This is a genomic window from Acinetobacter courvalinii, assembly GCF_014635545.1.
In the GTDB taxonomy this organism is placed as follows: domain Bacteria; phylum Pseudomonadota; class Gammaproteobacteria; order Pseudomonadales; family Moraxellaceae; genus Acinetobacter; species Acinetobacter courvalinii.
The window spans coordinates 94,606-108,407 of record NZ_BMDA01000004.1; the positions used below are offsets into that span (position 1 = coordinate 94,606).

General features: G+C 43.0%; 15 protein-coding genes. 13 read left to right on the top strand and 2 right to left on the bottom strand.

Translation table 11 applies throughout. The features are described from left to right. Positions 1–5: 5 nt before the first annotated feature. From nuoI to IEV39_RS14440, 10 genes are all read left to right on the top strand, one after another. Entirely contained in the window at positions 6–548 is a 543-nt protein-coding gene (nuoI, locus tag IEV39_RS14395) for an NADH-quinone oxidoreductase subunit NuoI (RefSeq protein ID WP_005228926.1), read from the top strand. Next, a complete protein-coding gene (gene nuoJ / locus IEV39_RS14400; RefSeq protein WP_171062196.1) occupies positions 548–1,066 on the top strand; it encodes an NADH-quinone oxidoreductase subunit J in 519 nt (172 codons plus the stop codon). Before nuoI ends, nuoJ begins: the two co-directional genes overlap by 1 nt. Further along, the gene (gene nuoK / locus IEV39_RS14405) at positions 1,066–1,374 is read left to right on the top strand and encodes an NADH-quinone oxidoreductase subunit NuoK (RefSeq protein WP_004770776.1); all 309 of its coding nucleotides are present in this window, start codon (positions 1,066–1,068) and stop codon (positions 1,372–1,374) included. Before nuoJ ends, nuoK begins: the two co-directional genes overlap by 1 nt. Then, positions 1,371–3,266, top strand: a complete 1,896-nt coding sequence (gene nuoL, locus IEV39_RS14410; protein ID WP_005283664.1) for an NADH-quinone oxidoreductase subunit L — start codon at positions 1,371–1,373, stop codon at positions 3,264–3,266. The genes nuoK and nuoL overlap by 4 nt, the downstream gene beginning before the upstream one ends. A 1-nt stretch (position 3,267) precedes the next feature. Further along, on the top strand, positions 3,268–4,866 hold the full coding sequence (gene nuoM / locus IEV39_RS14415) for an NADH-quinone oxidoreductase subunit M (protein ID WP_005228928.1): 1,599 nt from the start codon (positions 3,268–3,270) through the stop codon (positions 4,864–4,866). A 3-nt stretch (positions 4,867–4,869) separates the two neighbouring features. Beyond that, entirely contained in the window at positions 4,870–6,366 is a 1,497-nt protein-coding gene (gene nuoN / locus IEV39_RS14420) for an NADH-quinone oxidoreductase subunit NuoN (RefSeq protein ID WP_005228929.1), read from the top strand. 106 nt (positions 6,367–6,472) lie between these two features. Continuing rightward, positions 6,473–7,108, top strand: coding sequence for a uracil phosphoribosyltransferase (upp, locus tag IEV39_RS14425; protein WP_004770784.1), 636 nt, complete (start codon positions 6,473–6,475; stop codon positions 7,106–7,108). A gap of 123 nt (positions 7,109–7,231) precedes the next feature. After that, positions 7,232–7,522, top strand: coding sequence for a cold shock domain-containing protein (locus tag IEV39_RS14430; protein ID WP_005283667.1), 291 nt, complete (start codon positions 7,232–7,234; stop codon positions 7,520–7,522). A gap of 115 nt (positions 7,523–7,637) precedes the next feature. Further along, a complete protein-coding gene (locus IEV39_RS14435; protein ID WP_005283670.1) occupies positions 7,638–8,333 on the top strand; it encodes a cold shock domain-containing protein in 696 nt (231 codons plus the stop codon). Positions 8,334–8,572: 239 nt separating this feature from the next. Then, entirely contained in the window at positions 8,573–10,753 is a 2,181-nt protein-coding gene (locus IEV39_RS14440; RefSeq protein ID WP_005283673.1) for a TonB-dependent receptor, read from the top strand. A 53-nt stretch (positions 10,754–10,806) separates the two neighbouring features. On the opposite strand, the gene gigC is transcribed toward IEV39_RS14440, so the two are convergent. Then, positions 10,807–11,691, bottom strand: coding sequence for a LysR family transcriptional regulator GigC (gene gigC / locus IEV39_RS14445; protein WP_005228933.1), 885 nt, complete (start codon positions 11,689–11,691; stop codon positions 10,807–10,809). Positions 11,692–11,775: 84 nt separating this feature from the next. On the opposite strand from gigC, the gene IEV39_RS14450 reads away from it, so the two are divergent. Both IEV39_RS14450 and IEV39_RS14455 read left to right on the top strand, forming a co-directional pair. Continuing rightward, positions 11,776–12,537: a ferredoxin--NADP reductase gene (locus tag IEV39_RS14450; RefSeq protein WP_005283676.1), complete on the top strand. Its 762-nt coding sequence runs from the start codon at positions 11,776–11,778 to the stop codon at positions 12,535–12,537. 107 nt (positions 12,538–12,644) lie between these two features. Next, positions 12,645–12,911, top strand: coding sequence for a hypothetical protein (locus tag IEV39_RS14455; protein WP_227554526.1), 267 nt, complete (start codon positions 12,645–12,647; stop codon positions 12,909–12,911). Positions 12,912–12,940: 29 nt separating this feature from the next. Here IEV39_RS14455 and IEV39_RS14460 read toward each other — a convergent pair whose 3' ends face one another. Next, a complete protein-coding gene (locus IEV39_RS14460) occupies positions 12,941–13,363 on the bottom strand; it encodes a hypothetical protein (protein WP_005283679.1) in 423 nt (140 codons plus the stop codon). Between the two features lie 206 nt (positions 13,364–13,569). Here IEV39_RS14460 and IEV39_RS14465 point away from each other — a divergent pair, with 206 nt between their 5' ends. Next, positions 13,570–13,770: a hypothetical protein gene (locus tag IEV39_RS14465; RefSeq protein ID WP_005228936.1), complete on the top strand. Its 201-nt coding sequence runs from the start codon at positions 13,570–13,572 to the stop codon at positions 13,768–13,770. Positions 13,771–13,802: the final 32 nt, after the last annotated feature.

Genomic DNA, 13,802 nt, shown 5'->3' on the forward strand with positions numbered 1-13,802 from the left:
ACAAAATGTATAAAATTCTAGCTGGCTTCGGATCGATTGTACGTTCGTTATGGATGGTGTTCAGCCATGTAACGCGTAAACGTGACACGATCTTGTATCCAGAAGTACCAGGTGAACAAATTGCACCTCCACGCTATCGTGGTCGTATCGTGTTAACACGTGACCCGGATGGTGAAGAGCGTTGTGTGGCATGTAACCTTTGTGCGGTTGCTTGCCCAGTTGGCTGTATTTCATTGCAGAAAGCGGAAAAAGAAGATGGACGTTGGTATCCGGAATTTTTCCGTATTAACTTCTCACGCTGCATTTTCTGCGGTATGTGTGAAGAAGCATGCCCAACGACTGCCATTCAGATGACACCAGATTTCGAACTCGGTGAATATGTACGTCAAGACTTGGTCTATGAGAAAGAAAACTTACTCATCTCTGGACCGGGTAAATATCCTGACTACAACTTCTACCGTGTTACCGGTATGGCTGTGAGCGGTAAAGACAAAGGTCAGGCACAAAAAGAAAGTGCACCAGTTGATGTACGGAGCTTATTACCATGATGTGGCCATTTTATTTGATGGCACTCGTGGCCATTGTTTCGACAGTACGTGTTGTGACCAACACCAATCCTGTGCATGCATTATTAAGTTTGATCGTTTCTCTTCTTGCTGTTGCAGGCATTTTCATGATCGTAGGCGCGCCGTTTGCTGGTGCGCTTGAGATCATCGTGTATGCAGGTGCCATCATGGTCTTGTTCGTCTTCGTTGTCATGATGCTGAATCTTGGCCAGGATACGATTGAACAGGAAAGCAAATGGTTGACCTCAGATGCCTGGGCCTATCCTGCACTGATGAGCTTCTTGTTAGGTTTGATTCTGGTATGGATGTTAGGCGGTGAATACACCACAATTTCTGCGCCAATGGGTACAGAAGTTGTTGGCCCGAAAGCAGTCGGTCAAGCCCTATTTACTCACTATCTATTATTGGTAGAAGTTGCCGCGATGTTATTGCTTGCAGCACTGGTTGCAGCATTCCACTTAGGCAAACGTGAACCAGGTGCAGAAGAGGATAAAGAATAATGGGACACATCCCTTTAGAACATGGTTTGATCGTTGCAACCATCCTTTTTGCACTGGGTTTTTACGGTGTGATGGTGCGACGCAACCTATTATTTATGCTAATGAGCCTTGAAATCATGATGAATGCTGCTGCGTTGGCATTCGTTTTGGCAGGTAGTGTTTGGGCACAGCCAGATGGACAAGTCATGTTCATCCTGATTCTGACCCTTGCTGCAGCAGAGGCATGTATCGGTCTTGCGATCGTCCTTCAGTTTTATCATCGCTTCCATCATCTGGATGTGGATGCTGCTAGTGAGATGCGCGGATGAGTACATTATATTTAACCGTTTTATTCCCGCTCATTGGTTTTATCCTTTTAGCGGCAGGGCGTGACAAACTTTCTGAAAATGTCGCTGCTATTATTGGTGTCGGTTCAGTTGGTTTATCTGCGTTATTTGCTTTAATTGCCGGTCTTGCATTTACCAGCAGCGATCAAACCGTTTTTGTTCAGCATTTATGGACCTGGTTCAGTGTTGGCGGTTTTGAGCCAGGCATTAGCTTACATTTAGACGGCTTGTCATTATTGATGACCGGCATGATCACAGGTGTTGGTTTCCTGATTCACATCTTCGCATCATGGTATATGCGTGGTGAAGAAGGTTATGCGCGTTTCTTCTCTTATTTCAACCTGTTCGTTGCCAGCATGTTGTTGTTGGTACTCGGTGATAACCTGGCGTTATTATTCCTGGGTTGGGAAGGCGTAGGTCTGTGTTCATACCTGTTGATTGGTTTCTACTACTCAAATCCTGCAAATGGCTGGGCAGCAATCAAGGCATTCACCGTAACACGTGTGGGTGACGTTTTCTTACTGATTGCATTGTTCTTGCTTTATCAACAGTTTGGTACTTTGAATACACAGTACATTGTTGAAAATGCAGCGACCGTGATGACGCAAAGCTCATCATTGTCGATCTGGACCGCATTGATGTTGTTCTTGGGTGCAGCAGGTAAATCTGCGCAAATCCCATTACAAACCTGGTTAGCCGATGCGATGGCGGGTCCTACACCCGTATCTGCATTGATCCACGCTGCGACCATGGTAACAGCGGGTGTGTACTTATGCTGCCGTATGTTCTCTGTGATGGAAATGGCACCAGAAGTAATGCAGTTCATCTCGATTACGGGTGCAGTGACTTTGCTTGTGGCTGGTTTTGCCGCATTGGTTCAAACCGATATCAAACGTATTCTGGCTTACTCAACCATGAGTCAGCTCGGTTATATGTTTATGGCGGTGGGTGCTGAAGCGTACCAGGCAGGTTTATTCCACATGCTGGCTCACGCCTTCTTTAAAGCATTATTGTTCCTTTCTTCAGGTGCAGTGATTCTTGCATGTCATCACGAACAGAACATTTTCAAAATGGGTGGCTTGCGTCACAAGATCCCATTCGTATTCTGGTGTTTCGTGATCGGTGGTGGCGCATTGGCAGCACTTCCAATCGTAACCGTGGGCTTCTTCTCTAAAGATGCGATCTTGGGCGCGGTATATGCTCAATCGACCATTGCCAACCTTCCGCTTTACAATACCTTGTACTGGGTAGGTGTTGCGGGCGCATTCTTAACGTCGATCTATACCTTCCGCTTAATCTGGGTGGTGTTCTTCGGCGAAGAGAAAACCCATGCACATGCCATTCATGGTGTCACTTACTGGGGTCCGCTTGCGATTCTTGCTGCATTGTCAACAGGGATTGGTTACTTTCTACAAGCACCAGTTGCCAAGTTATTAACGACTGCAAATATTCCAAGTTTTGTGATTCCTGAAAGCTTAGAAGCTGCTGTTTCTCATGCCGAACACTTAGCAAGTGGTGTTGCACTTGTGGGTCTGGCTGTGGGTATCTTCTTGTTTGCCTTTGCGTATGGTGCAGTTAAATCATTTGCTCAAAGTTCTTTAGGTTCAGGTTTAGCACATATCTGCCGTACTGCATTCGGTTTCGATGCCTTGTATGACATCGTCTTTGTAAAACCTTATTTATTGATTGCGAAAATTTTAGGTCGTGATCCGGTTGACGGTTTATGGTTAGTGCTCCCTGCTATTGTGAAGGGCGGTAATAGCTTTACAAGTTCGCGTCAAACAGGTTCATTACGTGAATACGCATCAAGCATGTCACTCGGTGTAGTGGTGTTATTGATGATCTTGATCGTGATTCAGGTTGTGGGGAAATAAAATGGAAAACAATTTAATTTTACCCGCACTGATTTTAGTTCCTTTCATTGCTGGTTTTATTTGCTGGTTGGTTGATAAATTCGACCAGCACTTACCGCGCTGGATTGCCTTAATTGGTATGCTCATTACTTTTGGTTTGGGCATTGCACTTTGGCAAAGTGGTACATATAGCTACGAGTTGGGCGGTAAAGTCCCGACTTGGGCAGCTGAATTCCATCTTCCATGGATTCAGACTTTAGGTATTAGCATTCACTTGGCGGTGGATGGTTTATCTCTTCTTATGGTGTTGTTAACCGCATTACTCGGTGTACTTGCAGTTGGCTGTTCATGGGGTGAGATTCAGAAGAATGTTGGTTTCTTCCATTTAAACTTGCTTTGGAGTTTAGGTGGGGTCATCGGTGTATTCCTGGCGATTGACTTGTTCCTGTTCTTCTTCTTCTGGGAGATGATGCTGGTACCAATCTACTTCCTGATCGCGTTATGGGGTCATAAAGGTTCGAATGGTCGTTCACGTGTTTACGCTGCAACCAAATTCTTCCTCTATACCCAAATCGCTGGTTTGATCATGTTGATCGGTATCTTGGGCCTCGTGGTCTATGGCTATATGATGACAGGCATGATCGGTTTCGATTACAACTACCTCTTGGCGGTTGCGAACCACTTACCACCTGAAGTTGCTTATGCATTCATGCTGTGTTTCTTCATCGGCTTTGCGGTAAAATTACCGGTATTCCCATTACACGGCTGGTTGCCTGATGCGCATGCGCAAGCACCAACAGCAGGTTCTGTGGATTTAGCGGGTATCTTGATTAAGACAGCTGCCTACGGTTTGCTTCGTTTCGTTATTCCATTCTTCCCGGCAGCGTCAGCACAATTCGCTGATATCGCCATTATTCTGGGCTTGATTGGTATTTTCTACGGTGCATTCCTTGCTTACCAGCAAACCGATATGAAGCGCTTACTTGCGTATACGTCTATTTCGCACATGGGTTTCATCTTACTTGCAATCTACGCAGGTAATATCCTGACATTCCAGGGCCTCATGATCATGATGTTGGCACATGGCTTGTCATCTGCTGCGTTGTTCATTATGTCTGGTCAGGTGTATGAGCGTTTACACACACGTGATTTACGCTTAATGGGCGGTCTGCGTGGTCAGCTGCAATACTTGCCATTCTTCCTGATGTTCTTTGTAGCAGCATTGGTTGGTGTACCAGGTCTAGGTAACTTTATTGGTGAGTTCCTGATCTTGATGGGTTCATTCAAAGCTTATCCAGCTTTCACCATCATTGCAGCAGTGAGTTTGGTATTTGCTGGTCTTTACGGTCTGATCCTGATTCACAAAGCATTGTTTGGTGAGCCAAACCCAGAGCAAAAGCAACATTACAAAACTCCTCTGAAAGATTTATCAGTGCGTGAAGTTAGCATTTTGATGATCTGTGTGATCGGTCTGGTTTGGTTAGGTATTTACCCACAAACATTCCTGGATATGTCACATTCAAGTATGCAGTGGTTAGTAAATAGTTATATGCCAGTACAAGAAGTTGTTGAAACTGTTCAACAGGCTGCAACTCAACTTGAACATGTGGAGATGCAATAAACCATGAACTTCACAATTTCTTTTTCTGAGCTGATGCCTTTAGCTCCCGTGATGATTGTGGCACTGACCGCAATCGTCGTGATGTTGTTGACTGCGATTAAACGTAATCACAACCTCATTGCGACCACTTCGGTTGTCGGTTTAAACCTTGCTGCAATCTTTATTGCATACACCATGTTTACTGGGCACTTTGCCCCAGTCAACGTGATGGGCATGTTTATGGTTGATCCATTTACCATGCTCTATCAATTCCTGATTCTGATTGCTGCCTTGGCGTGCTGTACTTTGTCTCATGCGTATATCGAGACCTATAAGGAAAACCGCGAAGAACTTTACATCTTGCTGCTATCTTCAGTGGCCGGTGCAATGTTATTGGTGGCAAGTTCGCACTATGCAGCATTCTTCATCAGCCTGGAGTTGATGTCGATTCCTGTGTACGGCATGTTGGCATATACCTATCAACGTAGCCAGTCTTTGGAAGCGGGGATTAAATACCTGGTACTTTCAGCGACTGCGTCTGCAATGTTGTTGATGGGTATGGCTTATATCTATGCTTATACCGGTTCATTGTCATTCTATGACTCTGTTCAGGCATTGTTTACTGCTATCAAACAACCAATGGTGTTATTGGGCTTAGGCTTAATTATCTTTGCTGTGGCATTCAAACTTTCACTTGCGCCATTCCATAAATGGACGCCAGATGTGTATGCCGGTGCACCAGCGCCAATGGCTACCTTTTTGGCTACGGCTGCGAAAGTGGCAACGATCGGTTTATTTGTGCGTTACTTACTCACTTCGGGCGCGATCCTGATTGAGTCAATTGTGACAGTGATTACCATCATTGCAGTCTTGTCGATTGTGGTGGGTAACTTACTTGCAGTACGTCAAGTCAACTTGAAGCGTATCCTCGGTTATTCATCAATTGCACACTTTGGTTATTTGCTGATTGCTTTGATCAGCATGACTTATGCAAGCCTAGGTAGCGTAACGGTTTACGTGATTACCTATGTACTTACTACCATCGGTGCGTTCGGTGCAGTTGCATTGATGTCGAGCCCGTACAACAACGTGGATGAAGCACAAAGTCTTGCCGACTACCGTGGTTTGTTCTGGCGCCGTCCGATCTTGACTGCAACATTAACGGTAATGATGCTGTCTTTAGCGGGTATTCCATTAACTGCGGGCTTTATTGGTAAGTTCCTTGTAGTGATGGCTGCGGTCACCACTCAGCACTGGTTCCTGGCTGCCATGATCGTGGTAGGTAGTGGTATCGGTTTGTATTACTACTTGCGTGTGATGGTGGTGATGTATATGACACCACCAGATGTACCACGTATTGATGCCGATGCACACTGGGGAACTAAAGTGGGTGGTTTGATGGTGCTTGCTGCTGCATTACTGGTGTTCGTGATGGGTGTCTACCCAGATCCGATGATTAATCTGGCTTTGAAGGCTGAGATCTTGTCTCCATTGCACTTTATGTTGTCTCAACAACAGTAATCGTCTGATTTGTACAAAAAAGCCTCCAAAATTGGGGGCTTTTTTATTGCCGAGTAAAAAAACGCTTTATAATAGACAAAGATTAACATTACCTAGGTACTCACTCGTGTCGATTCAAGAAATTCGTCATCCGCTAATTCGCCATAAACTTGGTTTACTACGTCGTTCTGACATCAGTACCAAGAACTTTCGTGAATTAGCGCAAGAAGTCACGATGTTACTGACTTATGAAGCAACAAAGGATCTTCCTGTTGTTGAGCATGAAATTGATGGGTGGGCAGGGAAAGTCTCAACTCAGCGTATCGCAGGGAAGAAAATCACTATTGTACCGATCTTGCGTGCGGGTATTGGGATGCTGGAAGGCGTACTGAGCCTGATCCCAAGTGCCAAAGTGAGTGTTTTGGGTTTAGAGCGTGATGAAGCAACTTTAGAAGTTCGTACTTACTATAAAAAGTTAGTACCAGATGTTGCCAATCGCCTGGCCATGATTATTGATCCAATGCTGGCGACGGGTAATTCACTCATCGCTGCGATTGATGTATTGAAAGCCAGTGGCTGTAAAGATATTCGTGTTATGGTGCTGGTGGCTGCGCCAGAGGGTGTAGCTAAAGTTGAAGCGGCACATCCGGATGTTCGCATTTATACCGCCTCGATTGACCAAGGTTTAAATGAAGAAGGTTATATCGTTCCTGGTCTGGGTGATGCAGGCGATAAAATCTTTGGTAGTGTTCAAAAAGACTAATTTTTGACACATTCATAAAAAGAGACTTGATCTCAACCTGAAGCTGTTTTGGGGATCGATTGAAAGTCTCTTTTTTATTTTTATATACTGTCATCATCGCATTGAGAAAATAGGATAAATGTCATGAAGCAAGAATTCTATCAAGGCAAAATTAAACAATATAATCCAGACAAAGGCTTTGGTTTTATTGGGACTTCTGAAGGGGATGTATTTTTTCATATTTCCGAATATCCAGCGGATGCTGAGCCGAAAAGAAATGAAAAAGTAAAATTTATCGTGGTTGAAAATGACGGGAAGTACAAAGCGACCAAGATTGAACGTCTTGATCCGAATCCTGCCAAAACCAAGAAGACAAAAATTGCAGAGCATAATAATTCGATTACATCGGCATTATTGTCAAACTTCCGCCGTTAACTGCGCTTTATTTATTATTTCTTTGTTCAGTTATCCATTTAAATATGATGAGAAAAGAGGCTTTAGCGCCTCTTTTTTATTAAAATAGAGCTTATATAAAAATAGAGTATAGAGCATGATCCTTGAGGGGAAAATTAAAAAATATAATGCTGAGCGTGGTTTCGGTTTTATACAGGTAGAAGGAAGAACATCCGATATTTTCTTTCATATTTCTGATTTTCCGAAGAAGACGGGTGAGCCGAAACTTGGGGAAAGACTTAAATTTCTAGTGGTTGAAGAACGTGGAAAATTTAAAGCAGTCAATATTGTCAGGCTGGACTTAAAAGAAGCACGTTCTATTTCTGAAGTCACGGCAAATGAAAAATTGTCCGTATCCGCATTATCTGGCCGTAGTCGATCTCAGCCGAACAAAGGGCTAACCTTTACCATTGCAGGCTTGATTATAATTGCAATCTTAAGTGCTTTGGTTTTTCAAAAATATCAGTCCTACCAGCAATCAAAACAACTTAAAGCCGCACGATTGGCAGAGGAACAAAGCAGAATTATAGAACAACAGCGCAAAGCAATTGGTGAGTTACCGCAAGTAAAGCTGTCGGAAAAAACCACGAGGGCACTCGAACCTAGTCATGTCCAATCTGTTCAGAACGAATCATTCACTAAAGCAAATAACCAATTCCAGTGTGATGGACGAGAGCACTGTTCCCAAATGGGTTCTTATGAGGAAGCACTGTTCTTTTTAAGAAATTGTCCTAATACAAAAATGGATGGTGATGGGGACGGTATTCCTTGTGAACGTCAATTCGGACGTTAAATACGGAGCATAGGCAGTGATGGAGAGTACTGTTTAAATAACATATGTTGTTGAATAGACTAAAATTATGATAATAAACATAGAGTTGTTAAGGTAGCTCTTTAGACTCTGAGATAAATTTCAGAGATTGGTTCTTAATGTTAAAGTGATAAATAGTTATTACTTTATTAATGGTTTTTATTATCATTTGTTAATTATTCTTATATAATGTGATCAAATTTTTATCGGGGACTGATTACATGAAAAAGAATTTATTATTTTTATCTCTCATTGCATTACCGATGTTTGCCGTTGCTGAAGACAATACGGTTTTACCCACCATTGTCGTGAAGGCTGATTCACAAGCAACAGATGCAACAGGTAAGCTTAAAAAAGATGCCAGTTTAGGCATCCTTGGTGAGAAAGCTGTATTGGATACACCATTCAGTATCCAGTCCTATACCGAGCAGGCAATCAAGGATAAGCAGGCGGATTCGATCGCAGGTATTCTTAAAAATGATCCAAGTATTCGTACCACGACTAACAGTGGGCATTTAAACGAAAACTTTATGATTCGCGGCTTTGCGGTGACATGGGAAGATGCCAACATTAATGGTGCTTATGGTATGTCACCAAGTGGTCGTACACCGACTGATATTTTAAGTTCTGCCAGTGTATTGAAAGGTCCCAATGCGTTAATCGCAGGCATGGCACCAGGCGGGAGTATTGGTGGAGTCGTGATGGCAACAACCAAACGTGCGGATCGGGATCTGACCCAAGTCTCTGCGATGTACGAAGATGGTGGTTATTACAAATCAGGTTTTGATGTATCTCGCCGTTTTGGTGAAGACAACAAATTTGGTGCGCGTGTCAGTGCGACTTATGGACAAGGTGAACATATTGTTGACGGGCTAGAAGATGAAAATACGGCTGCGGTACTGGCACTCGACTATACGACCGATCAGGCCAAAATTAACTTTGATGCTTATTCGGTAAGAGATAAGCGTGATGGTGGTTCACCAGCAATGATCTCTTTTGCGACTTTAGGGCGTGTTTTACCCGCACCAGATGGAAAACTGAATTATTTCCCACATTTAGAAGGTATGCAAAGTGCTAATTATTTGGGCTTATCAGGAGAATATAAGCTACTACCGAATTTAAAAGTATTTGCTGGCGCTGGATTCAATGAGCGTGAATACCGTGGGCATTTATTTGGTACCCGTATGATTGTGGGTGACTATCCTATGAATCATCAGGGTATGGGCAATACCAGTCCATTGGTTGGCGCGAATGGTGATGCACTGGCACAATATTATCGTGTAGGCTCAAAAGAACATAACACCACCTTTAATGCAGGTTTGGAAGGTCAGATTTTTACCGGTGATATTTCTCATACGCTGGCATTTCGCACTGATTACCTGAAACGTAAATATAGCCAGCATAAAGGTCGTGGCGCAAAAGAAGTTTATTTCCCGACCAATATCTATAATCCAAGTAGCGAAGGGCATATGCCTGATACATGGCCAGAAATTGTTCCGACAGCAGATGATGTTTATGTCAGCTATAGTCTGAGTGACCAGATTTCCATGCTAGATGACAAATTACAGTTTATTTTAGGTGTGCGTTATCAAGATATGAATTTAAAAGCGCTCACCACCAATACCAAATTGAAAGATGATAAGTTATCTCCAAGTGCTGCCATTGTTATCAAACCTTTTGGTGAAGAAACTTCATTCTATGCGAGTTATGTGGAAGGTCTGGTTCGAGGTGCAACGGTATCTAATGAGGCAGATGCAAATTACAATAAAACATTTGCTCCATTTGAAAGTAAGCAATATGAAATTGGTGCGAAATATCAAGGGGACCATTGGTTACATACTTTAGCGCTGTATCAAATTAAAAAACCGAGCACGATGACGGATACAAGCTATCGTGATCTGAACAATGCCAATATTAAGCAAATCACAACGGATGGTGCAAAGACTGAATCAAAAGGTGTTGAGTACGGTTTCTCTGGTAAAGTGACGGAAGACTTAATCGTTTACGGTAATCTGGCCTATATTGATACTGAATATAAGAAAGGACTTTTAACGGGCGGAGTCGATATATCTGGCAATACCATTGAGGGTACACCAGAGATTACCGCAGGCGTTGGTGTAGATTACACCTTGCCCTATGTGGAAGGTTTAAGCGTGAATGCATTTGTGACTTATGTGGATGACCAATATTTAACTGCGAACAATAATTTAAAATTACCTGATTATACCTTGGTTGATTTAGGTGCGAAGTACGCAACTAAACTGGGTGGAGTAAATACAACTTTCCGTGCCAATGTAGATAATGTCGCTGATAAGAAATATTGGGATGGTGTGTTTACCAGTGGCTTTACTACAGTTGGCGCAGGCCGTACTTATAAACTCGGTGTGAGCTTCGATTTCTAAATTGAACTGTATAAAAAATGCTTCCAACTGGAAGCATTTTTTCTTTTAAAAAGCTAAACCTGAGCTTCACAGAATTGCAAAAAGGCTTTTAAGCCAGGACCTTGATATTTCTGACGATGTACCAGCATATACAGCGGACGGGTTAATTCCCAATAAGGGGTATCCAGAATCACCAACTGGCCTTTTTCCTGAAGCGGTTCAATTGCCAGTTTGGAGATACAGGACATGCCTAAACCACCGGCGACGATTTTTAAAATTGCTTCGTTATGGCCCAGGGTTAAACGGATATTGGCATCGGGTAAATCTTGTAAAATGGCATTATCAAATACTTCACGTGTGCCTGAACCTTCTTCACGCAAGATCCATTCCACTTCATGAAAATCTGCCGGTGTAATCGGGCGGTTGAGTTGTGCCAACGGATGCTCCGGCGCACAGCACACGGCCAGTTCATCATTACGCCAATGAATACATTGCAGTTGCGGTAAATGACAGGAACCTTCAATTAAGGCCAGATCAAGCTGGAACTGATTCACCGCTTCGATCATTTGACGGGTATTACCCACTTGCAATTGCAGATGTGCTTGTGGATGACGTTGCAGGAAATCGGCCATCAAATCAGGCATTAAATAGTCACTGATGGTGAGTGTCGCCCCGAGACGTAAATCAATGCTTTGCAACTCACCTTTGGCTGCCTGCTCAAAAGCATCGCAACGACCTAAAATTTCAAGGGCTTGAGGAAGTAGAAAGCGGCCTAAATCATTGAGTTGTAGGCGTTTCCCGAGACGGTCAAACAGTGGTGCACCCAGACCATCTTCTAAATCTGCTAAGGCCATACTTGCCGCACTTTGTGTGAGACGAACAGCATCACTCGCTTTGGTTACAGTTCCCTCTTGAGCGACCGCCACGAAAACAGCCAACTGGCGTAAAGTCATGCGCATGTTAAATAGCCTTAATGTTTTGAGTATCCATCATTTATTCGATCATGCTAACATGAGCCTACTGTTTCGTGCCACGTTCAAATCATGTCAATTGAAAAATTTAGCGTAGAAAAGGTTTTATCTGTACAGCGTTGGACTGACAATCTGTTTAGTTTTACCATGACCCGTCCAGCTCATTTTAAGTTCACCGCAGGGCAGTTTGCCCGGATTGGCTTAATGGTGAATGAAGAATTGGTGGTCCGTGCTTATTCTGTGGTGTCTTCCCCCTTTGATGAAACGCTAGAATTCTTTTCGATTGTGGTCCCTGATGGGGCATTTACCTCAAATCTGCAACATCTGAAAGTGGGTGATGAGCTGTATCTGGAAAAGATCTCCTATGGTTATTTAACCCTGGCTCGTTATCAGCAACCTTTGCCACAGGATTTATGGTTGTTGGGGACCGGGACGGGGCTAGCGCCGTTCTTATCGATGTTACAAGACTTTGAAACATGGAATAAATATCAGCAGATCAATCTGGTTTACAGCGTTCGTACTGAATCTGAGTTGGCTTATGTTGAGCGTATTCAGGAGATTGCAGCACTCTTTGGTGAAGGGCATACCGGCTTTAAGTTTATTCCGATTATTACCCGTGATCCAAATGCAGCCTTACATGATCGCTTACCAGTTTTGATTGGCAATGGTGAACTGGAAAAAGCAGCAGGACTCTCTTTTAACCGGGAAAGTAGTCATGTGATGTTATGTGGTAATCCGCAGATGGTGGAAGATACCAAGGAAGCCTTGAAGCAACGTGGTCTGATTATGAACCGCCGTGGTGAAGGCAATATTGCCGTGGAGAATTATTGGTAAAGTAAGGATTGAGTGATTCCAGCTTACTCAATAATAAGGAAAAACAATGGCATGGAAGAACAAGATAAAAAAAAGAGAATAGGCAAAGTACCTTATATGGCTTTTTTGTGGGTCTGCTGTTGATGCTTGTGCTGCTCATTTATAGCTACACGACGGTTTATGCAGGAGGCTGGGGCGATTTAAGCCGGAATATCATGCTAGGGCTAACTTTATTGGCTTTTGCTGTTTATTGCTTATTCTTTTTTATTTGTTCACTGTATCTTTGGGTTGTTTATCAGAAACAGCCCAACTTGGATTTATCTCTCACAAATTGGGCTATGGGACTACATGGCTTGGCAGTGGGGTTGATATTATTGTTTTTTGCAGGCAGCTAAAGCCATAAGAGCATAAATTAAATACCAAATTAATGGACAAACATATCCATAAATTCACGAATTTCCTGAATTGCGGTGTCTACATCGGTGGTTAGCCAAGTCGGTTCAAATAACCCGATATAGTGCTCCAGGCGTTCTTGGGGAACGACCAGACGGACTGGACAATCTTCTTCAAGCAGGCGCCAGGGTAAAATGGGTACTTCATTGTCGAGGAAAGGCTGTACATTACGAATATCAATGATCATGGCATTGATACAGTCAGGCAGGGGCATCACCGAAAACTCTTCTGTACGGCGACGAAAATATTCCAGATCTCCCCATTTCAGGATATAGCTTGGCTTATTAAATTCAATAATGCCAATCAAATGTTCATCGCGCGTGTGATGTAAAAAACATTGATGCGTAACATCAGTGTCCAAATCAAGAGAAACGCTTTGTTGGCTATAGAACATAAAGCAAAACATTTAAAAAACGGGACTGGATAGTATAGCTTATTTTTGTTGCCCGCTAAAGCCGACTATATTTTAAACAAAAAATAAAATAAAAAAAGTAGAGTTCTGCAACTGGCGCAACGATAGTCCGAAGCTTCTTCACACAATGCTACATAGGGGATTGCTAATATAAATATTGAAAAGTAATAAGGAAGAGGGCTGCTATCATGCATGATTTTAGTAAGCCACAACCCCATGTGGCGAGCAAAGAAGAAGTTACCAAAAAGAGAAGATTACCCGTTTATATTTTGATTCTAGTGGGAATCTTTCTGGTTGCATTACTTGTTTATATGGTTGCTGACCATTCGGCCAATCCAACTGCGCAAGTGATCTTGTCACAAATGCAGTCGGCAGTTCTGAATGCTTAGACAAGCATATTTTAAGACCGAGAATTAATTCT

Bases quoted from the DNA above. Each gene is read 5' to 3' on its own strand.
- IEV39_RS14460 (WP_005283679.1), bottom strand. From the start codon at position 13,363: ATGTTCTATAGCCAACAAAGCGTTTCTCTTGATTTGGACACTGATGTT.
- nuoM (WP_005228928.1), top strand. From the start codon at position 3,268: ATGGAAAACAATTTAATTTTACCCGCACTGATTTTAGTTCCTTTCATT.
- nuoK (WP_004770776.1), top strand. From the start codon at position 1,066: ATGGGACACATCCCTTTAGAACATGGTTTGATCGTTGCAACCATCCTT.
- IEV39_RS14450 (WP_005283676.1), top strand. From the start codon at position 11,776: ATGTCAATTGAAAAATTTAGCGTAGAAAAGGTTTTATCTGTACAGCGT.
- nuoI (WP_005228926.1), top strand. From the start codon at position 6: ATGTATAAAATTCTAGCTGGCTTCGGATCGATTGTACGTTCGTTATGG.
- IEV39_RS14435 (WP_005283670.1), top strand. From the start codon at position 7,638: ATGATCCTTGAGGGGAAAATTAAAAAATATAATGCTGAGCGTGGTTTC.
- IEV39_RS14465 (WP_005228936.1), top strand. From the start codon at position 13,570: ATGCATGATTTTAGTAAGCCACAACCCCATGTGGCGAGCAAAGAAGAA.
- gigC (WP_005228933.1), bottom strand. From the start codon at position 11,691: ATGCGCATGACTTTACGCCAGTTGGCTGTTTTCGTGGCGGTCGCTCAA.
- nuoJ (WP_171062196.1), top strand. From the start codon at position 548: ATGTGGCCATTTTATTTGATGGCACTCGTGGCCATTGTTTCGACAGTA.
- nuoL (WP_005283664.1), top strand. From the start codon at position 1,371: ATGAGTACATTATATTTAACCGTTTTATTCCCGCTCATTGGTTTTATC.
- IEV39_RS14440 (WP_005283673.1), top strand. From the start codon at position 8,573: ATGAAAAAGAATTTATTATTTTTATCTCTCATTGCATTACCGATGTTT.
- nuoN (WP_005228929.1), top strand. From the start codon at position 4,870: ATGAACTTCACAATTTCTTTTTCTGAGCTGATGCCTTTAGCTCCCGTG.
- IEV39_RS14430 (WP_005283667.1), top strand. From the start codon at position 7,232: ATGAAGCAAGAATTCTATCAAGGCAAAATTAAACAATATAATCCAGAC.